The organism is Scandinavium sp. (assembly GCF_036271055.1).
Lineage (GTDB): Bacteria > Pseudomonadota > Gammaproteobacteria > Enterobacterales > Enterobacteriaceae > Scandinavium.
The window spans coordinates 47,237-67,183 of sequence record NZ_DATBBJ010000027.1 but is presented as its reverse complement, the minus strand read 5'-3'; the positions used below and the strand labels follow the sequence as shown (position 1 = coordinate 67,183).

Sequence of the window (19,947 nt, the reverse complement as noted above, 5' to 3'; positions counted from 1 at the left end):
GCAATATGTTAAACGTGGATGATGTATATGAATATGTGAATCAACGAAATGTAATCGATGAGAATTTTACTGAAAACATATCAAAGCTATATAAAAAAAACGCCAAGTGGATTTTTCCTTTTTATGATTTATTATGCCGAGTTGTTTTTTATTGGCTTAGACCTAAGGAAAAAATAAAGTATTTTGTTTTAGGTAATAGATTTTCTCATCTGATAAATACCTTTCCCAAGAAAGATATTTGCATAATAGGTGGTCCTCGGCAGCTATTATATTGTCTAAAAAATAACTTAAGCTATTTACCTAATGGCGATTTTTGGACGCTACTCAGTACGGGTTTTACGCAGGATGTTCGATCCAGTTTGTTGAAAAAATCGTGTTGTATGCAGAAAGTGCTAACACGATTGTCTGACCGTAACGCGCAGGTAATGTTAATCGTTGAAAATGATTCACTTCCCCTTCAACGTACCTTCTGTAACATTGCCGCAGCAGCAAATATAAAGACTGTTTGCATCCAGCATGGCTTATTTCAGTCTAAAACTGAAGCGAAAATAATTGATGGATGGAAGTGTGACTACTTTATTTGTTACGACAATAATCAGAAGAATATAATAACAGGCTTAGGTATAGCACCGAATAAAGTTATCGTTGGTGGTTTCTATGAACCTATTACTAAAGTTGTGGATTCGAAACCTAAGAACGAGATTAAGGTCTGTTTTCTAGGTCAGCCATGGTTTAAATATGGTGAGCTATATAAAACTAAGTATATCAACTGTATTGACATACTTACATCACAGCTTAAGTCTGCAAATATCTCTTATAGTTTTAAACCTCATCCTTGGGAAACTGATGCGCCATATTTAAAAAGCATGGCCAATATTTTTGATGGAAACATGAATGATGCAATCATTGAACATGATGTGTTTTTGTCATTTACCTCTACAGCATTGTTGGAAGTTACAATGGCGGGGAAATTGGCTATTCAGATTTATGATGAGCAATTTGCCTGTGATAACTTTGAAAAAATTGGGTATGCTTATACTATTAACAGTCAAGATCTCGATAAATCTATACTTGATATCATACATAAATCGCCGTTTGAGCTAGAGATGCCTGATTTCAAAAATCTATCTCATCAGATTAAAAAACTTACAATGGTGAATATGTGAGAATATCTTCTGGTATCCGTTTATACCCACTAATGATTTATATATTATCATTGCTGGCAGTAATGGCAGTTACTGTCAGTTCAGATATGTTTGTTTTTTGTGGTGCGATAAGCCTCATTTTGTTTGTCATGTTTTGTTGGTATTTATACAAGCATAAACAGTATTTTTTCTTTTTATTAATGCCTTTTATTTTCCCACATTTCACAGCAATCATTTCAAATTTATCACTAGAAACTGGGGCTTACATCGAAGAATTGCAAGTTATGTCATACGCAACAGGAGGCACCACAAGGTTAGTGTTTTATATACTATCCTTTTTTATGGTTGCAATGATGACATTTAATTTCTTTAATAAATATCGTATAAGTAGGTATTGCTTTACGATTCACGGTGATTATTCTCGATTAGAGAAGCAAATTATCATTTTGTTGTCAGTGTTAATTTTTAGTGTGCTAGCTTTGAACGCTGTATTATGGGGTAGTCCGTTACTCCAAGGGGTTCAACGCTTTGATTATTGGGCTAGTCATCCACACCCAGGGGTTAGAAATTTTTTGTATCAAGGATATCTTCTATCCTTTGTACTTGGCGTCTATATTTCAAAGCTAAAGCTAAATGATTCAAAAGATACATCAGCTTACATTTATATAATTTTTGTTTTTTGTTTCTTCAATGTGTTATATGGTGAGAAATTTACTGGTGTATTTCTCACTCTTTTATATTTCTTTATTGGTCTCTTTGGTGCATTAGTTGTGTACAAAAAAATAAATATTATTAATTCTAGAACCATTATATTTATTTTTGTTTTTTCTGTACTGTTATATGGACTCATTTACTACCAATATAAATACATTCATCAACTACCTGGTAGTATTTTTTCATTTATAGAAAGCCGGATATTGAATTTACAAGGTGAGGTATGGTGGGCTATTGATGGTGGTGGATCTACAGAGAGCGGATTATCCTATCTATATGCCTATAGCGATAATTGCAAAATAACAGGTGGCCTTTATTCTTTAATGTATCAGATCGCGCCATCCAGTCTGGTTGACTCTTACTGTGAACGCGGTATAACATTCACAATGGGATACCCTGCTATCTTAATATCTTCAGTAGGTTACATTTCTGGCTACATTTTCAATATTCTATTTGGTTTCTTGGTTGGTATTACCTTATTCTTAATAAAGAAATCAATAGAGCATGCCAACATTATTTCTTTGTTTCTTTCGGCAAAAGTGTTATTGATCGAAACGCACGCGTTGAATATGGGTAATATTTACAATATCATAGATTTCAAGTTTTTAATTTATTTTTTGTTGTTGTTGTTTTTTTCTGAGCTAAGGTTAAAAAATGCAAAAATTAATAGCCCTATATCTACCACAGTTTCATCCGGTAAAACGGAATAATGAATGGTGGGGGGAGGGATTTACAGAGTGGCGTAATGTTGTAAAAGCAAAACCACGTTTTTCAGGTCATCATCAGCCTCAGCTTCCAGCAGATTTAGGATATTATGATTTACGCCTTGCTGAAACGAGAGAAAAGCAGGCTGCAATGGCGAAACAATATGGCATCCATGGTTTTTGTTATTATCACTATTGGTTTAATGGTGAACTTCTATTAGAACAACCCGTTGAGGAGATGCTTGCGACAGAAACGCCTGATTTTCCATTTTGTATGTGCTGGGCGAATGAAAATTGGACTAGAGCTTGGGATGGAATGGAGCGGGAAGTACTGATTAAGCAAGATTATGCTGATCTTAATGATATTACTGCTCATGTAAAGTATCTCGCGCCGTACTTTCTTGACTCAAGGTATATCTGTGTTAATGGCCGTCCCGTTTTTTTAATTTATCGTGTAGATAATATTCCTGAACCTAAAGAATATATTAATTTATTCAGGCGGCACGCGGCGGATCATGGTGTGCCCGAACTTCATTTGGTTGCAGTCAAAAATGGTTTTGTCGAACTGACTGATGATCAAATTTTGTCTTTAGGATTTGATGCAATTATGGATTTTCAGCCTAATCGAAATGATTTTCCAAAAAACAAGAAAACATCCTCTCAGGTATTAGTCGATTCCGCGCGAAAACTACTCCCTAATACGGTGTTCCAATCGTTGAAAGTTAATGTATCAGCTGTTAACAAAATTGATTATAAACAGATTGTTGCCGAGAAGACGGCCCATAAGTGGCCTACCGATTATGTCAAATACCCTACTGTGTTCCCTTCCTGGGACAATACTGCGCGTAGAAAAACGCCAACTGTTATTCAGAACAATGATCCTGACGATTTCAGAAAATGGCTAATGTATGCGGTGAAATCAACGGCAGCTTATGACAGTGAGCAGCAGTTGATTTTCATTAATGCATGGAATGAATGGGCTGAAGGTTGCCATCTTGAACCCGATGAGGCAATGGGCAAAACATTCCTTGAAATTACGCGCTCAGTCATGAGCTCAAAATCTAAATTGTGAGAATATATAATCTAATAATCCGAGGCGCCACGCTAGCAAGTCGCTTCGTTTTAGTCATTTTTATTGCGCGATTCCTCTCCACGGAAGAGCTTGGTGCATACTCATTATTTGCTGCATCGGTGAGTTATGCACTCTTTTTTGTTGGAATGGATTTTTATACTTTTTCGTCAAGAGAAATACTGTCGGTAGAGCGGCCACAATGGTTCAGAATTGTTAAAAATCAATTCTACTTTTATATATTATTTTATTGTATAAGTTTTCCATTTATCTACGGGTTATTTTACTTCGATGTCCTATCACAACATTTTATTTTTTGGTTCTATTTGATCCTTGTCGCAGAGCATTTGGCACAAGAGTCAATGCGTTTGCTTGTCGTCCTTGATAAATCCTTTAAGGCAAATGTTGCGCTTTTTATTCGATCAGGAATTTGGGTTTACATAGCTATTATTGTCATGTATTTTGATGAAAAGTTGCGCGAAGTTACGGTCATTTTAGCATTATGGTTGGTAGGTTCAGCCATTTCTATATTACTTGTTATACCCGAAGTAATTAGATTGAGGCGATATTCAATTGGAAAGAAAGAAATTGATTACGCGTGGATGTGGACTGGAATTAAGATTGCCATTCCATTACTTATTGGTACTTTAGCGTTACGATCACTCTATCTTGTTGATAGGTACTCGTTAAACTATTTTTCTAATCTTTCTGCTGTTGGGATATATTCTTTTTACTCGAGTTTTGCAAGTGCATTGCTAGCATTTGTTGACGCTGTTGTAGTGATGCAGATATATCCTAAAATCATTACTGCGGTCAAGAATAATGACCAAAGTGCGTTAGCTATTCATAAAAAGAAATTCTTAATGTCTGTCTCAGCATTGAGTCTGTTGTTATTCGTATGTTTACCGATTGGTGTTTATATTCTTCTTTTCTGGATGAATAAACCTGCATTAGTTGATTATTTTCCTCTTCTTGGCATACTTATGGCTAGCAGCGTTATTTACAGTTTCGCCCTTTTACCTCACTATGAATTGTATGCTCTTAATGAAGATAAAAAAATAATATTATCTTCTATTTATGCAGCACTCATTGGAGTGATTGCTATGCCTGTTGGCGCATACCTTTACGGTGTATATGGCGTTGCGCTGGGGCAGGTGCTGGCTGTTGTCTTTTTATACATCTACAAAACATTACTTTTAAAAAAGAGTCGCGTTTATGGATAAAAATGTTTGTGTTATTGTACCAACCTGTAATGGCGGTGAAATATGGGAACGCGCTGCGTTACAACTTTCTAAACTTAAAAATAAAACAGTCTTCATCATAACCATTGATTCGGAATCCACTGACTCTACGAGAGAGATTTCTGAGGGATATGGTTTTGATGTGATTGGTATCAAAAGAAAAGATTTCAATCATGGTGGGACGAGAAATATTGCTGCACGCTATTGCATTGATAAATTGAAGGCCGAATTTTTGGTTTTCTTGACTCAAGATGCAATATTGCAAACACCAGAAAAAGTTATTGATGAGATCGTCAAACGATTTGAAGTCAATGCAGATATTTCTGCTATCTACGGAAAGCAATTACCTCATGATGATGCCAATTACTTGGCAGAACATGCCCGTTATTATAACTATCGTGATGAAGCATATAAGGCTACACCAACAAATTGTTGCACTATGGGCTTGAAAGCAGTGTTTTTATCAAACTCTTTCTCAGCATACCATTCACATGTATTTTCCTTGCTTGGTGGCTTTCCTGAAAATACTATCCTCTGTGAAGATATGTACTTTGCCGCAAAGTCCATAAAAAATGGTTACTCGATAGGTTACTGTCCTGATGTCGCAGTTAAGCACTCTCATAATTATACGCCGTTGGCTGAGTTTAAACGATATTTTGATATTGGCGTGTTTCATTCATGTGAACCGTGGATCAATCAGATGTTTGGTGGAGCTACTGGAGAAGGGAAGAAATTTCTATTCTCTGAGGCTAACTATTTGATAAGACGCAACCCATTATGGATTGTTCCTGCTTGCATTAATAATGCGATGAAGCTCCTTGGTTATAAGGCAGGCAAGAATTTCAAAAGACTATCGCCTGAAAAATGTAAGGCATTAAGCATGCATAAAGCATATTGGAAGTCGGAGACTAAGTGAATAAAAATATATCATCTTCCCAAGCCTTTTTTTATGCTAAATGTACTGTCGCGCTTATCGATTTTATTGCCTTGGTTGTTCCATTTTTCATTGCATTAGGCCTGCTTGATTTTTTTACGGGTAATCTCCCTCGATTCATCCCCCAAAGTGAGTTTGATAACCGTGTTATTACCCATATCTCACTGGCCGCTATTTGCATCGGCTGGTTCTGGGTTAGATTGCGGCACTATTCTTATAGAAAACCGTTTTGGTTTGAACTAAAAGAGTTATTTCGGACATTAATCATCTTTGCAATTATTGAACTCTCTGTAATTGCATTTTCGAAATGGCAGTCTTCTCGTTATCTTTGGGTATTGACGTGGATATTTGCCATGACCCTTGTGCCTGTTGGACGAGTGCTCGCACGAAATTTTTTAGATAAATTAGGATGCTGGAAGAAGACTACGATTATTATCGGCACTGGAAAAAATGCAGCTGACGCTTGCCTTGCTCTTAGAAGTGAAGTCAGCCTTGGTTTCGATGTGAAATTCATGTTCGGTGAGAAATCTGACATGACGGAAGATATGGAAGATATTACATTCGTTAATGACGAGACGCTGTTACTGGATAATTTTCATAGTAAAGTTGTTCAGTTTGTTATTGCGGTAGAATCCGATGAGTCAGAGGTACGTGATCATTGGTTAAAAATGCTATCTAAACATGGTTTTCGCCATGTTTCTGTAATTCCTACAACTCGTGGCCTGCCTCTTTATGGAACAGATATGGCTTTTTTATTCAGCCATGAGGTTATGATATTTCGTGTTAATAACAATCTGGCTAAGCGGACGTCACGTTTCCTTAAACGTACGTTTGATATAATCTGCTCATCCTTTATTATTCTGTTGTCATCACCGCTGTTTGTCTATCTTTGGTATAAAGTGACTCGCGATGGTGGGCCTGCAATTTATGGTCATATGCGCGTCGGAAGACATGGTAAGTTATTCCCTTGCTATAAGTTCCGCTCAATGGTGATGAACTCGCAGGAAGTATTACAACATTTATTGGATAACGATGCTGAAGCTCGAGCTGAGTGGGACAAAGATTTTAAGCTGAAAAATGACCCTCGCGTTACGTCGGTCGGACGCTTCATTCGAAAAACGAGCCTTGATGAATTACCCCAGTTGTTCAATGTCCTTAAAGGGCAGATGAGCCTGGTGGGTCCACGACCTATTATTTCGGAAGAACTGTGTCGTTATGATGAAGATGTTGACTACTATTTAATGGCAAAGCCTGGCATGACAGGGTTGTGGCAAGTCAGTGGCCGTAATGATGTGGATTATGACACTCGAGTCTATTTTGATTCCTGGTATGTCAAAAATTGGTCCCTCTGGAATGACATCGCCATCCTCTTCAAGACTGTCAAAGTCGTGTTGCATCGTGATGGCGCTTATTGATTGTTCGATCCAGAAATGCGTTTATGAAAGCCATCTAAAGACGACATCAATTGCTACCTTCGGCCCTACAACCTGAGTTAACATGTCCTTCACTTTTGACTCGTAGCCTCAATGGCTACGGGGTATCCACATCTGACAGGAGTATGTAATGTCCAAGCAACAGATCGGCGTCGTCGGTATGGCAGTGATGGGGCGCAACCTGGCGCTCAACATCGAAAGCCGTGGTTATACCGTCTCCATCTTCAACCGCTCCCGTGAAAAAACTGAAGAAGTGATTGCCGAGAATCCAGGCAAGAAACTGGCTCCTTTCTACACGGTGCAGGAGTTCGTCGAGTCTCTGGAAACACCACGCCGCATCCTGTTAATGGTGAAGGCGGGCGAGGGCACGGACAAAGCCATCGAATCACTTAAGCCTTATCTGGAAAAAGGCGACATTATTATTGAAGGCGGCAACTCCTACTTCCCGGATACCGTACGTCGTAACCGTGAACTGTCTGCTGAAGGCTTTAACTTCATCGGTACCGGAGTGTCCGGTGGTGAAGAAGGCGCGCTGAAAGGCCCGTCCATCATGCCTGGCGGTCAGAAACACGCTTATGAACTGGTTGCGCCAATCCTGACTAAAATCGCCGCTGTTGCTGAAGATGGCGAACCGTGTGTGACCTATATCGGTCCTGACGGCGCAGGTCATTACGTGAAGATGGTTCACAATGGCATCGAGTATGGTGATATGCAGCTTATCGCTGAAGCCTACTCTCTGCTGAAAGGCGGCCTGAAACTCTCCAACGAAGAATTGGCTCAGGTGTTCACGGAATGGAATGACGGCGAGCTGAACAGCTACCTGATCGACATCACCAAAGATATCTTCACTAAAAAAGATGAAGATGGAATCTACCTGGTTGATGTGATTCTCGATGAAGCGGCGAATAAAGGTACGGGTAAGTGGACCAGCCAGAGCTCTCTGGATCTCGGTGAACCGCTGTCTCTGATCACCGAATCTGTGTTTGCACGTTACATCTCTTCTTTGAAAGATCAGCGTGTTGCGGCTTCAAAAGTGCTGAGTGGCCCACAGGCTACACCTGCTGCGGATAAAGCTGAATTTATTGAGAAAGTACGCCGTGCACTGTATCTGGGCAAGATCGTTTCTTATGCTCAGGGCTTCTCTCAGTTGCGTGCTGCTTCCAACGAGTACAACTGGGATCTGAACTACGGTGAAATCGCTAAGATTTTCCGTGCGGGCTGCATCATTCGCGCCCAGTTCCTGCAGAAAATCACCGATGCTTATGCTGAAAATGCAGACATCGCTAACCTGCTGTTGGCGCCGTACTTTAAGAAAATTGCTGACGACTATCAGCAGGCGCTGCGTGATGTTGTTGCCTATGCCGTCCAGAATGGTATTCCGGTGCCGACGTTCTCTGCCGCGATCGCCTACTACGACAGCTACCGTGCTGAAGTGTTGCCAGCGAACCTGATTCAGGCACAGCGTGACTACTTCGGTGCGCACACTTATAAGCGTACAGATAAAGAAGGTGTGTTCCACACCGAATGGATGGATTAATCTTATTCATCAATATTTGATATCAAACCCGGAGCTTGTCTCCGGGTTTTTTTTAGCTAAAAAAACGTCAGTTTTTCGAAGTAGTCTGAATGTCACCTCAACATCGGGGTAATTCACCCCCTTCGCCTTGACAGTGCCTCGACGCAAGAGGTAAAACCCCCAACAGTTATTGATTATCGTGGTGGCAAAAAGCCATCTCTGCCCCGTTAACTGAATAAAGTTGCCTTCTAATGAAAATTACAATTTCCGGTACAGGTTATGTTGGCCTTTCAAACGGCATTTTGATTGCCCAGAATCACGAGGTTGTGGCTCTGGATATCGTGCAGGCCAAAGTGGACATGCTCAATCAGAAGCGGTCCCCGATTGTCGACAAAGAGATTGAAGAATATCTGTCCACCAAAACGCTCAACTTCCGTGCAACGACGGACAAACAAGATGCGTATCGTGATGCTGATTACGTGATTATCGCCACACCAACTGATTACGATCCGAAGACTAACTATTTCAACACCTCGAGCGTTGAGGCGGTGATCCGTGACGTGGTGGCAATAAACCCGAAAGCGGTAATGATCATCAAATCCACCATTCCAGTGGGCTTCACGCAGTCGATGAAAGATGAACTGGGTATCGACAACGTTATCTTCTCGCCTGAGTTTCTGCGTGAAGGACGCGCGCTGTATGACAACTTGCATCCGTCGCGTATTGTCATTGGTGAGCGTTCAGAGCGTGCAGAGCGTTTCGCCGCTTTGCTGCAAGAAGGCGCCATTAAGAAAGATATCCCTACGCTGTTCACTGATTCCACCGAAGCGGAAGCTATCAAGCTGTTTGCCAATACCTACCTGGCGATGCGTGTTGCCTACTTCAACGAACTGGATAGCTATGCAGAAAGCTTAGGGTTAGACAGCCGTCAGATTATCGAAGGTGTCTGCCTCGACCCGCGTATCGGCAACCACTACAACAATCCTTCATTTGGCTACGGCGGTTACTGCCTGCCGAAAGATACCAAACAATTGTTGGCTAACTACCAATCCGTTCCGAATAACCTGATTTCAGCCATTGTCGATGCTAACCGCACGCGTAAGGATTTTGTGGCGGATTCTATACTGTCACGCAAACCAAAAGTCGTGGGCATCTACCGTCTGATCATGAAGAGCGGTTCCGATAATTTCCGTGCCTCATCGATTCAGGGGATTATGAAACGCATTAAAGCGAAAGGCGTGCAGGTCATTATTTATGAACCTGTAATGCAGGAAGATGAGTTCTTCCATTCACGCGTGTTGCGCGATCTTGACGCTTTTAAGCAGGAGGCCGACGTGATCATCTCTAACCGCATGGCGGCTGAACTGGAAGATGTGGCTGAAAAAGTCTACACCCGCGATCTGTTTGGTAACGATTAACCCTCGGGAATGACTATCAAAAAGGCCCTCATTTGAGGGCCTTTTGTCTTTCTGATATTAATGTTCGGATAAACTACACGTTGTAGAAACCGCGATACCAGTCGACGAAGTTTTTCACTCCATCTTTCACCGTGGTTTCCGGTTTGAAGCCAGTCACTTCCTGCAATGGCTGAGTATCAGCGCTGGTTTCCAGTACATCACCAGGCTGAACCGGCATCATGTTCTTGTCGGCTTCAATACCTAGGGCATCTTCAAGCGCGGTGATGTAATCCATCAATTCAACGGGGGAACTGTTGCCGATGTTGTAAACGCGATACGGCGCAGAACTTGTCGCAGGCGATCCGGTTTCAACAGTCCAGTTTTCATCCGGTTGCGGAATGACATCCTGCAAACGAATAATCGCTTCGGCGATATCGTCGATGTAGGTAAAATCGCGCTTCATTTTGCCGTAGTTATAAACGTCAATGCTTTTGTCTTCGAGCATGGCTTTGGTGAATTTGAACAAGGCCATATCCGGACGACCCCAAGGTCCATAGACGGTGAAGAAACGCAGACCAGTGGTCGGTAAGCCATACAGATGCGCGTAAGTGTGCGACATCAGTTCGTTGGCTTTTTTCGTCGCAGCGTACAGTGACACAGGGTGATCAACCGAGTCATCGGTCGAGAAGGGCATTTTGCGGTTCAGACCGTACACAGAACTTGATGAAGCATACAGCAAGTGCTGAACTTTGTTATGACGACACCCTTCCAGCACGTTCAAATGACCCGTCAGATTGGCATCAGCATAAGCGTGTGGGTTTTCCAGCGAGTAGCGAACGCCTGCCTGGGCGGCCAGGTGTATCACTCTGTCAAACTGCTCGTCAGCAAACAGTGACGCCATGGCGGTACGGTCTGCCAGATCAATTTTTTGGAAACTGAAGCCAGGTTTTTGCAGCAGATCGAGCCGCGCTTGTTTGAGGCTAACGTCGTAGTAATCATTGAGATTATCAATCCCTACAACCTGATGCCCTGCCTGCAACAGACGTTGAGCTACGTGAAAGCCAATAAAACCGGCTGCGCCGGTAACCAGGTATTTCATCATTTTTCCTCAAAAACAGACCAGAAAAGCACCACAGAGCCTCTGGGATAACTGAAAGCAAAATCATACCGTTAGCGAGTGCAAAAAGATAATCGTTATCTACAATTAGCGTAGCCGTTTTTTTCGGTCAATTATTTGGGCTTCAGGCATAATTCTTATAGTAATTCTTATGTACGTGGGTAGACTATTCCGCCTTGTGGGCTTTTCTTCAATTTGCAGTAAGGTTTGTATGACACAGGATAACAACAAACGTTTTACCGGTCACAACAGCGAGCCGGAGCAGATCGATTTGATCGATCTTATCGTGCAGATCTGGCGTGGGAAGATCACTATCGTGATTTGTGTTGTGGTAGCCATTCTGCTTGCAGTGGGTTACATCATGGTTGCTAAAGAGAAATGGACCTCTACGGCGCTGGTGACACAACCGGATTCAGGGCAAGTTACCAGCTATGCTAACGCGATGAACATTTTGTATGGCAACAGTGCACCCTCGATTACTGCCATCCAGCAAGATTTAGTTACTCGTTTTAACTCTTCATTTTCCGCTCTCTCCGAAAGCCTGGATAACCAGGAAGAACCTGAGAAACTGAATATTGAAGCGGCAGTGAAAGGGCAAAACTTGCCGTTGCGTGTCTCTTACACAGCACAGACTGCGGAAGAAGCGCAGCAGAGACTGGCCGAGTATATTCAGCAGGTCGATGACGACGTAGCCAAAGCGGTTGAAGGCGATCTCAAATCCAACATTGGTTCACGTAAGAACGATCTTGAGCAGTCTCTGACCACTCAGGAAAGAGTTGCTACCGAGCAAAAAGCGCTGCGCATTGCGCAGATTACGCAGGCGCTGACGATAGCTGAGCAGGCGAACATTAAACTTCCGCAGGCACAGCAGGCAGACCAGGTCTCGCCGGATACTCTGTTTATGTTAGGTAGCGAGGCGTTGAGTTCGATGGTGAAAAACGAAGCCACACGCCCTCTGTCGTTCCCGGATAGCTACTATCAGACACGCGGGACGTTACTTGATATAGCCCACCTGATGACGGGTGGAAAGGATGATAAGCCGAAAGTTTCGAACATTCATGCTTATCGTTACGTGATGAAGCCAACACTGCCTTTCCGTCGCGACAGCCCGAAACGCTCCATTATTCTGGTGCTCTCTGTGTTGTTAGGTGGAATGGTCGGTGCCGGTATTGTTCTGGGCCGTAATGCGCTACGTACCTACCAGCCGAAAGCCTGAGTTTAACGCTCAGCAATAAAAAACCGGGCTCTGGTGAAGCGCCCGGTTTTTTTATGCCTGATGAAAACTACTGATGGCGTTTACGCAGGTTTTCAATCACGGTGGTCATGTCTAATTCCTGATCCTGAAGTAGCACCATGAGGTGATACATCAGGTCCGAGGCTTCATTTGTCAGCTCATGGCGATCGTTTACGGTCGCAGCTAGTGCGGTTTCCACACCTTCTTCACCCACTTTTTGGGCGATACGTTTTGTGCCGCTGGCATAGAGTTTCGCGGTATAAGAGCTTTCCGGGTCGGCGGTTTTACGCTCAGCCAATAATTGCTCCAGCTGATACAGGAACAACCATTGATGACCTGTTTCACCAAAGCAACTGGACGTGCCTTTGTGGCAGGTTGGGCCGACAGGATTGACCAGCACCAGCAGGGTATCATTGTCGCAGTCCGGCGTGATGCTGACCACATTCAGGAAATGACCGGACGTTTCGCCTTTGGTCCACAGACGCTGTTTAGTGCGCGAGTAAAACGTTACTTGCCCGCTTTGTTCTGTCGCAGCCAGCGCGTCTTTGTTCATGTACCCCAGCATCAGAACTTCGCCGGACACCGCATGTTGCACAATGGCGGGCATCAGTCCGTCGGTTTTTTCCCAGTCCAGTTGTTCAGTTAACATACCCTGATCTCCACGCCCTGAGTCGCCAGGAACGCTTTTAGTTCGCCAATATTAATAATTTGTTTATGGAACACCGAGGCCGCCAACGCTCCGTCTACGTCTGCATCGCGGAAGGCTTCGTGGAAATGTTCCATTGTGCCAGCGCCACCGGAAGCGATCAGCGGGACGCGGCACACGTCGCGCACTTTCTTCAACTGTGCCAGGTCGTAGCCGTTGCGTACGCCATCCTGGTTCATCATATTGAGGACGATTTCACCTGCGCCGCGTTTCTGCACTTCCTGCACCCAATCCAGCGTTTCCCATTGGGTCACGCGCGTACGGCTTTCATCGCCGGTATATTGATTGACGTGATACTTGCCAGTTTCTGCGTCAAACCAGGTATCGATGCCAACGACAATACATTGCACGCCAAAACGATCGGCCAGGCGGGTAATCAGTTCCGGGTCAGCCAAAGCAGGGGAGTTCACAGAAATTTTATCTGCGCCGAACGAGAGAATTTTCGCGGCGTCATCAACAGACTTGATACCACCCGCGACACAGAAAGGAATGTCGATAACCTCAGCTACGCGCGATACCCAGCTTTTATCCACCACACGTCCGTCACTTGAGGCGGTGATATCGTAGAATACCAGCTCGTCAGCGCCTTCTTCAGCGTAACGTTTCGCCAGCGGTACGATATCGCCGATGATCTCGTGATTGCGGAACTGCACGCCTTTCACGACCTGACCATCACGCACGTCAAGACAAGGAATTATCCGTTTTGCCAGCATTGGATGGCCTCCGTTACGTTGAATTTACCTTCCAACAGCGCGCGCCCAACAATTACGCCGCGAACGCCTGTTCCGCGTAGTGCGGCAATGTCGTCTAATCCACCAATGCCACCAGAAGACTGGAACGCAACTTGCGGATAGCGGGCGCAAACTTCTTCATACAGTGAAACGTTGGAACCGGCGAGTGTGCCGTCACGAGAAATATCGGTACACAGCACGTGTTTCAGTCCAACAGATAAATAGGTCTCAACCAGCTCTTCCAGCGTGACGCCGGAGTTTTCCTGCCAGCCGCTGACGGCTACCTGTTTAGTGCCCTGGTCATCAATACGCACATCCAGCGCCAGCACCAGTTTTTCAGCGCCGAATCGTTCAAACCAACCTTTCACCGTCTCAGGTGATTTTACTGCGGTTGAACCAATGACCACTCGCGCCACACCCGCGTCCAGTAAGGCTGCAACGTCTGCTTCGGTACGAATACCGCCGCCCACCTGCACAGGGACATCAACGCCTGCAACGAGTGTTTTGATCAATGCTATCTGGCGTTTCGCGGGATCTTTCGCCCCGGTCAAATCGACCAGGTGCAACACCTGCGCACCTTGTGCGGCATAGTCCTGCAAGCGCGGCAACGGGTCGTTACCGTAGTCGCGCTGCTGACCGTAATCGCCCTGGTGAAGACGGACCACGGTGCCGTCAATTAAATCTAAAGCTGGAATGATCATTACATCTCCAGGAAGTTTTTCAGCAACTGCGCACCTGCCGCACCGGAGCGTTCCGGGTGAAACTGCACGCCGAAGAAATTGTCTTTTTGCACTGCGGCAGTAAAGGGTTCACCGTAGTGACATTGCGCTGTCGTCCACGGATTTACGGGCATCGCGTAGCTGTGTACGAAATAGAAATACGCGCCATCTTCAATGCCACGGAACAGGCGGTCACCGGCTTTCGGATACACGCGGTTCCAGCCCATGTGTGGCAGCGGCAGGCCAAAATCGGTCATTTTCGGGATGTCCTGCTCGATAATGCCGATCATCTCAACGCCGTTTGACTCTTCGCTACGACGGCCCAACAGCTGCATGCCGAGGCAAATGCCCAACACCGGTTGGGTACAGGCTTTGATCAGGTCGATAAGTTCACGTTCGCGGATCTGATCCATCGCCGCCTGCGCGGTGCCGACACCCGGAAGAAACAGTTTGTCGGCACGCAGAACGATATCCGGATCACGGCTGACAACCGGTTCGTAACCATGACGGCTAATCGCCGCTTTCACCGAGTTGAGATTCGCGCAGCCGGTATCAAGGATAACGACGTTCATCACAACACTCCTTTAGAGGAGGGAAGGGTATCGCCTTCAACGCGAATCGCCTGACGCAGCGTACGACCAAAGGCTTTAAACAGGCTTTCTACGCGGTGGTGATCGTTTTTGCCTTTGGTTTTCAGGTGCAGCGTCACGCCCATGGTGTAGGAGAGCGAGCGGAAGAAGTGTTCGATCATCTCGGTGCTGAGATCGCCGACGCGCTGATAGGTAAATTCGGCGCGGTATTCCAGGTGCGGGCGGCCGGAAATATCCAGTGCACAGCGGGCCAGGCATTCGTCCATCGGCAGCACAAAGCCAAAACGGTTGATGCCGCGTTTATCACCGAGCGCCAGTTTCAGGGCTTCACCGAGCGCCAGACCTGTGTCTTCGACGGTGTGGTGATCGTCGATATACAAATCGCCTTTCACGGTGATTTCAGTGCGGAAGCCGCCGTGGGTCGCAATCTGGTCGAGCATATGGTCGAAGAAGCCGACGCCGGTATTGATTTTGCTGCCGCCTTCGCGGTCCAGCCAGACTTTGACGTCAATCTGCGTTTCGCGCGTATTACGTTCAACGTGCGAATAGCGGTCGCGTTTGGTCAACTGTTCGGTAATTTTCAGCCAGTTCAGGTCATCGCGGCTATAACGCAGACCGACAATGCCCATGTTGTTGGCAAGCGTCACGTCAGTCGCGCGGTCACCAATCACATAGCTGTTCGCCACGTCCATCACGCCTTCATTCAGCCACGCGGAAACCATTTTAGTTTTCGGTTTGCGGCACTCGCAGTTGTCGGTTTCGAAATGCGGACAAATCAGCACATCGTCAAACTGTACGCCCTGAGAGCTGAAAATCTGCATCATCAGGTTGTGCGGTCCGTCGAAATCCGCCTGTGGGAAGCTGTCGGTGCCAAGTCCGTCCTGATTGGTGATCATCACCAGCTTGTAACCCGCTTTTTGCAGTTTTAGCAGAGAAGGGATGACTTGTGCTTCAAACGCCAGTTTGTCGAACTTGTCGACCTGAAAATCGCTCGGCGGCTCGCTGATGAGGGTACCGTCACGATCGATAAAGAGGAACTTCTGACTCATACTTTCTCCGCACGAAGGGCGTCAATGACGCGCTGGCTCTCGTCGCGGGTGCCGATGGTGATGCGCAGGCAGCCACTTAAAGAAGGTTGTTTATTCTGGTCTCGTAAGATAATGCCCTGATCCCACAAAGATTTGAAGACCGCGCTTGAGGCGGTGATGCGCGCCAGAATGTAATTGGTCTCGGAATCGAAAACCTGTTCAACGCACGGAATATCGCGCAACTGGCTGACCAGGTACTGCCGCTCTTCGAGGATTTGCGCCACGCGCTCACGCATCGCATTGATGCCCTGTGGGCTCAGGGCCTGCGCCGCGATATCGGCGACCGGCGTTGAAAGTGGATAAGGGGCGATCACTTTCATTAAGAGTGCGATGACTTCTTCGCTGGCGAGCGTAAATCCGCAGCGCAATCCGGCAAGGGCAAAGGCTTTTGAGAGCGTGCGCAGCACCACTAAATGCGGATAATCGGCAATCCAGCCCGTCAGCGTCGCCTGTGGGCAAAATTCGATATAGGCTTCATCAGCGACGACCAGCGCTTTGCCACGCGTCATCTCCAGCAGCACACGGAAATCCTGCGGGTTGATAATCTGCCCGGTCGGGTTATTCGGGCTGCACACGTACACTACTTTCACGCCGTCGAGCTTATCGGCAATGCCTTGCAAATCGAGTTGCCAGTTTTCCAGCGCAGGTACGGTACGGTATTCAATACCAAAGGTTTCAGCACTTACGCTGTACATGCCGTAGGTCGGCGGGCAGAACAGAATGGCGTCTTTGCCGGGTTCGCAGAAGGCGCGGATCAGTAGCTCGATGCCTTCATCGGCCCCACGACTGACTAACACTTGCTCCGGTTTCAGTCCGGCGTACTGCGCGTAATTGTCGATAACCGCTTTCGGCTGGCACTCGGGATAACGGTTGAGCGTCTGCTGCGAAAGGTCGAACGCGACTGCCGTCGGGAATTCGTTGGCATTAAGCCACACGTCACCTTTGCCGCCAAGACGACGCGCAGATTGATAAGGCGTGAGATCGCGGACGTTTTTGCGGGCTAACTCTTCAATGCTCATTTCATCTCCTTGAGTGCGGCAACACGTAAGGTAACGGCGTTTTTGTGGGCGGTCAGCCGTTCGGCGGCGGCCAGCGTTTCAATGGTGGAGGCGAGCGCGGCAAAACCGTCCTTCGACAGTTCTTGCACGGTCATGCGCTTCTGGAAATCCGCCAGGCCGAGGCTTGAACAGGTAGCGGTGTAGCCATAAGTCGGCAACACGTGGTTGGTGCCGGAGGCATAATCGCCCGCGGATTCCGGTGACCAGTCGCCCAAAAAGACGGAACCGGCGCTGGTAATGCTGTCGACCAGTGAACGCGCGTCGCGGGTCTGAATGATCAGATGTTCCGGACCGTACTGATTCGAAATCTCGATGCACTGCGTTAAATCACGGGCGACGATCAAACGGCTGGCAGACAATGCCTGGCGTGCGGTTTCGGCACGTGGTAATTCCGCTAACTGGCGTTCTACTGCAACAGCGACACGCGCGGCCATATCGGCATCTGGTGTTAACAGAATGACCTGAGAATCCGGGCCGTGTTCGGCCTGCGACAGCAAATCAGAGGCCACAAAATCTGGCGTCGCACCGCTGTCAGCAATCACCAGTACTTCTGATGGGCCGGCGGGCATATCAATGGCAGCGCCATCGAGACGCTGGCTGACCTGACGTTTGGCTTCGGTGACAAACGCATTGCCTGGGCCAAAAATCTTATCAACCTTCGGCACGGATTCAGTGCCGAGCGCCAGGGCGGCAATCGCCTGCGCACCACCGACGTTAAAGACGTCCTGTACGCCGCACAGTTTCGCCGCATATAAAATCTCATCGGCAATCGGTGGCGGCGAGCACAACACGACTTTTTTACAGCCTGCGATGCGCGCAGGTGTCGCGAGCATTAAGACGGTCGAAAACAGCGGGGCAGAACCGCCAGGAATATACAGGCCGACGGAAGCAATCGGGCGCGTCACCTGCTGGCAGCGCACACCGGGGAGCGTTTCCACATCAACCGGTTGCAGTTTTTGCGCGACGTGGAACGTCTCCACGTTTTTCACGGCGACAGCCATCGCCTGCTTCAGTTCATCGCTCAGGCGAGTGCAGGCCGCGTCAATCTCTTCGGCGCTGACTTTCAGTGCCGCGACGTCGGTTTTATCGAACTTCGCGCTGTACTCACGCAGCGCCGCATCGCCATTCGTTTTTACGTTGTCGAGGATTTCTGCCACGGTACGGCTGATGCTTTCCGACGCAGAGATCGCCGGGCGCATCAGCAGGTCGCGCTGCTGCTCTGACGTGCAGGTATTCCAGTCAATAATGGTGTTAAAGCTCATGGTGTTTCCCCTGTCTGCGAAGCCGAATGTAGGCCCGGTAAGCGAAGCACCACCGGGCAGGCAAACGATGATTTATTCCATCATCTTCTCAATCGGCAGTACCAGAATCGAACTGGCGCCCAGCGCTTTCAGCTTTTCCATGGTTTCCCAGAACAGGGTTTCGCTACTGACCATGTGCATCGCCACGCGTTGTTGATCGCCTGCCAGCGGCAGAATGGTAGGGCGTTCTGCGCCAGGCAGCAGGGCAATCACTTCTTCCAGACGTTCGGTTGGCGCGTGCATCATGATGTATTTCGATTCGCGAGCCTGAATCACGCCCTGAATACGGGTCAGCAGTTTGTCGATCAGCTGCTGTTTGGCGTCGGGCATCTCGCCGTCGCGCTGGATCAGACAGGCTTTAGAGCGGTAAATCACTTCTGTTTCACGCAGACCGTTGGCTTCCAGCGTTGCCCCGGTAGAAACCAGGTCACAGATAGCGTCAGCCAAACCTGCACGCGGGGCGACTTCTACAGAACCGTTAAGCAGGCAGGATTTAAAGGAAATGCCTTTCTGGTCGAGGTAACGTTTGAGCAAGTGTGGGTAAGAGGTGGCAATACGCTTGCCGTCCAGCCCCGCAAGGCCATTCCAGGCTTCATCTGCTGGCGCTGCAAGCGACAGGCGACATCCACCGAAATCGAGGCGGCGCAGGGTGAAATAACGCGGATCATCGCCCTGAGCGCGGCGGTTCAGCAACTCTTCTTCCAACACGTTCTCGCCGATGATGCCGAGATCAACGACGCCATCCATCACCAGGCCCGGGATATCGTCATCACGCACGCGCAGGATGTCGATCGGCATGTTCTCCGCCATCGCAATCAGGCGTTGGGTGTGCATATTGATTTTTATGCCGCAGCGAGCAAGTAATTCGCGTGAATCATCGCTTAAACGTCCTGATTTCTGCATGGCTATGCGTAAACGGTTGTTGTCTAACATTCTCTTATCCTCGTAGTCCTGTCTGAATCACTCGAAACTCACGCCCAAAAAAAAGCCCCCGGAAGTGCGATCTTCCGGGGGCTCTCTTTTGCGTTCTGCGCCACTGGAAGATTTTGACTCTCTTCCAGCACACATCGCCTGAAAGACTAGTCAGGGTGATGGTGATGATGGTGGCTTGTAAATTGAACGCAGTTCATAATTTTCTCGTTGAATGCTTATGCATTTGATGCCTTTTAACGTAAACCACTTCATTGTCAGAAAGCAAGGGCTTTTTCCCAACTTTAATTCATTTCATATTCACCAGATAAATTGTCAGT

The 19,947-nt window shown here is 46.8% G+C and carries 19 protein-coding genes and 1 other annotated feature; of the genes, 9 read left to right on the top strand and 10 right to left on the bottom strand.

Going from position 1 to position 19,947, the window contains the following annotated elements; translation table 11 throughout:
• Positions 1-5 precede the first annotated feature (5 nt).
• The 8 genes from VH187_RS03250 (at position 6) to ugd (ending at position 10,174) form a co-directional block, all read left to right on the top strand.
• Positions 6-1,166: a hypothetical protein gene (locus VH187_RS03250; RefSeq protein ID WP_329700043.1), complete on the top strand. Its 1,161-nt coding sequence runs from the start codon at positions 6-8 to the stop codon at positions 1,164-1,166.
• Entirely contained in the window at positions 1,163-2,569 is a 1,407-nt protein-coding gene (locus VH187_RS03245; RefSeq protein ID WP_329700042.1) for a DUF6418 domain-containing protein, read from the top strand. The genes VH187_RS03250 and VH187_RS03245 overlap by 4 nt, the downstream gene beginning before the upstream one ends.
• Positions 2,514-3,635 carry a glycosyltransferase WbsX family protein gene (locus VH187_RS03240; RefSeq protein WP_329700041.1) on the top strand — a complete coding sequence of 374 codons (1,122 nt, stop codon included), beginning with the start codon at positions 2,514-2,516 and terminating at the stop codon, positions 3,633-3,635. The genes VH187_RS03245 and VH187_RS03240 overlap by 56 nt, the downstream gene beginning before the upstream one ends.
• Before the next feature lie 359 nt (positions 3,636-3,994).
• Positions 3,995-4,855 carry a lipopolysaccharide biosynthesis protein gene (locus VH187_RS03235; RefSeq protein ID WP_329700040.1) on the top strand — a complete coding sequence of 287 codons (861 nt, stop codon included), beginning with the start codon at positions 3,995-3,997 and terminating at the stop codon, positions 4,853-4,855.
• On the top strand, positions 4,848-5,789 hold the full coding sequence (locus VH187_RS03230) for a glycosyltransferase family 2 protein (RefSeq protein ID WP_329700039.1): 942 nt from the start codon (positions 4,848-4,850) through the stop codon (positions 5,787-5,789). Before VH187_RS03235 ends, VH187_RS03230 begins: the two co-directional genes overlap by 8 nt.
• Positions 5,786-7,222, top strand: coding sequence for an undecaprenyl-phosphate galactose phosphotransferase WbaP (gene wbaP, locus VH187_RS03225; RefSeq protein WP_414713898.1), 1,437 nt, complete (start codon positions 5,786-5,788; stop codon positions 7,220-7,222). The genes VH187_RS03230 and wbaP overlap by 4 nt, the downstream gene beginning before the upstream one ends.
• Positions 7,223-7,370: 148 nt before the next feature.
• Complete coding sequence (gene gndA, locus VH187_RS03220) at positions 7,371-8,777, top strand: NADP-dependent phosphogluconate dehydrogenase (protein WP_329700038.1); 1,407 nt, start codon at positions 7,371-7,373, stop codon at positions 8,775-8,777.
• Positions 8,778-9,007: 230 nt separating this feature from the next.
• A complete protein-coding gene (ugd, locus tag VH187_RS03215; protein WP_329700037.1) occupies positions 9,008-10,174 on the top strand; it encodes a UDP-glucose 6-dehydrogenase in 1,167 nt (388 codons plus the stop codon).
• 73 nt (positions 10,175-10,247) lie between these two features.
• On the opposite strand, the gene VH187_RS03210 is transcribed toward ugd, so the two are convergent.
• Positions 10,248-11,252: an NAD-dependent epimerase gene (locus VH187_RS03210; RefSeq protein WP_329700229.1), complete on the bottom strand. Its 1,005-nt coding sequence runs from the start codon at positions 11,250-11,252 to the stop codon at positions 10,248-10,250.
• A gap of 229 nt (positions 11,253-11,481) precedes the next feature.
• On the opposite strand from VH187_RS03210, the gene wzzB reads away from it, so the two are divergent.
• Positions 11,482-12,486, top strand: coding sequence for an LPS O-antigen chain length determinant protein WzzB (gene wzzB / locus VH187_RS03205; RefSeq protein ID WP_329700036.1), 1,005 nt, complete (start codon positions 11,482-11,484; stop codon positions 12,484-12,486).
• Positions 12,487-12,553: 67 nt separating this feature from the next.
• Here the strand turns inward: wzzB and hisIE are convergent, their stop codons facing one another.
• From hisIE to hisL, 9 genes are all read right to left on the bottom strand, one after another.
• Positions 12,554-13,153, bottom strand: a complete 600-nt coding sequence (gene hisIE, locus VH187_RS03200; RefSeq protein ID WP_329700035.1) for a bifunctional phosphoribosyl-AMP cyclohydrolase/phosphoribosyl-ATP diphosphatase HisIE — start codon at positions 13,151-13,153, stop codon at positions 12,554-12,556.
• Entirely contained in the window at positions 13,147-13,923 is a 777-nt protein-coding gene (gene hisF / locus VH187_RS03195) for an imidazole glycerol phosphate synthase subunit HisF (protein WP_329700034.1), read from the bottom strand. The genes hisIE and hisF overlap by 7 nt, the downstream gene beginning before the upstream one ends.
• Entirely contained in the window at positions 13,905-14,642 is a 738-nt protein-coding gene (gene hisA, locus VH187_RS03190) for a 1-(5-phosphoribosyl)-5-[(5-phosphoribosylamino)methylideneamino]imidazole-4-carboxamide isomerase (protein ID WP_329700033.1), read from the bottom strand. The genes hisF and hisA overlap by 19 nt, the downstream gene beginning before the upstream one ends.
• Positions 14,642-15,232 carry an imidazole glycerol phosphate synthase subunit HisH gene (hisH, locus tag VH187_RS03185; RefSeq protein WP_329700032.1) on the bottom strand — a complete coding sequence of 197 codons (591 nt, stop codon included), beginning with the start codon at positions 15,230-15,232 and terminating at the stop codon, positions 14,642-14,644. The genes hisA and hisH overlap by 1 nt, the downstream gene beginning before the upstream one ends.
• Complete coding sequence (hisB, locus tag VH187_RS03180; protein WP_329700031.1) at positions 15,232-16,299, bottom strand: bifunctional histidinol-phosphatase/imidazoleglycerol-phosphate dehydratase HisB; 1,068 nt, start codon at positions 16,297-16,299, stop codon at positions 15,232-15,234. Before hisB ends, hisH begins: the two co-directional genes overlap by 1 nt.
• Positions 16,296-17,357 (bottom strand): histidinol-phosphate transaminase, encoded by a 1,062-nt coding sequence (gene hisC / locus VH187_RS03175; RefSeq protein WP_329700030.1) that lies wholly within the window; start codon positions 17,355-17,357, stop codon positions 16,296-16,298. The genes hisB and hisC overlap by 4 nt, the downstream gene beginning before the upstream one ends.
• On the bottom strand, positions 17,354-18,658 hold the full coding sequence (gene hisD / locus VH187_RS03170; protein WP_329700029.1) for a histidinol dehydrogenase: 1,305 nt from the start codon (positions 18,656-18,658) through the stop codon (positions 17,354-17,356). The genes hisC and hisD overlap by 4 nt, the downstream gene beginning before the upstream one ends.
• A gap of 72 nt (positions 18,659-18,730) precedes the next feature.
• Positions 18,731-19,630 (bottom strand): ATP phosphoribosyltransferase, encoded by a 900-nt coding sequence (gene hisG, locus VH187_RS03165; RefSeq protein ID WP_329700028.1) that lies wholly within the window; start codon positions 19,628-19,630, stop codon positions 18,731-18,733.
• Between the two features lie 46 nt (positions 19,631-19,676).
• Positions 19,677-19,801: a sequence feature (His leader region), on the bottom strand.
• Complete coding sequence (hisL, locus tag VH187_RS03160; RefSeq protein ID WP_329700228.1) at positions 19,777-19,827, bottom strand: his operon leader peptide; 51 nt, start codon at positions 19,825-19,827, stop codon at positions 19,777-19,779. Its footprint overlaps the feature before it by 25 nt.
• Positions 19,828-19,947 lie beyond the last annotated feature (120 nt).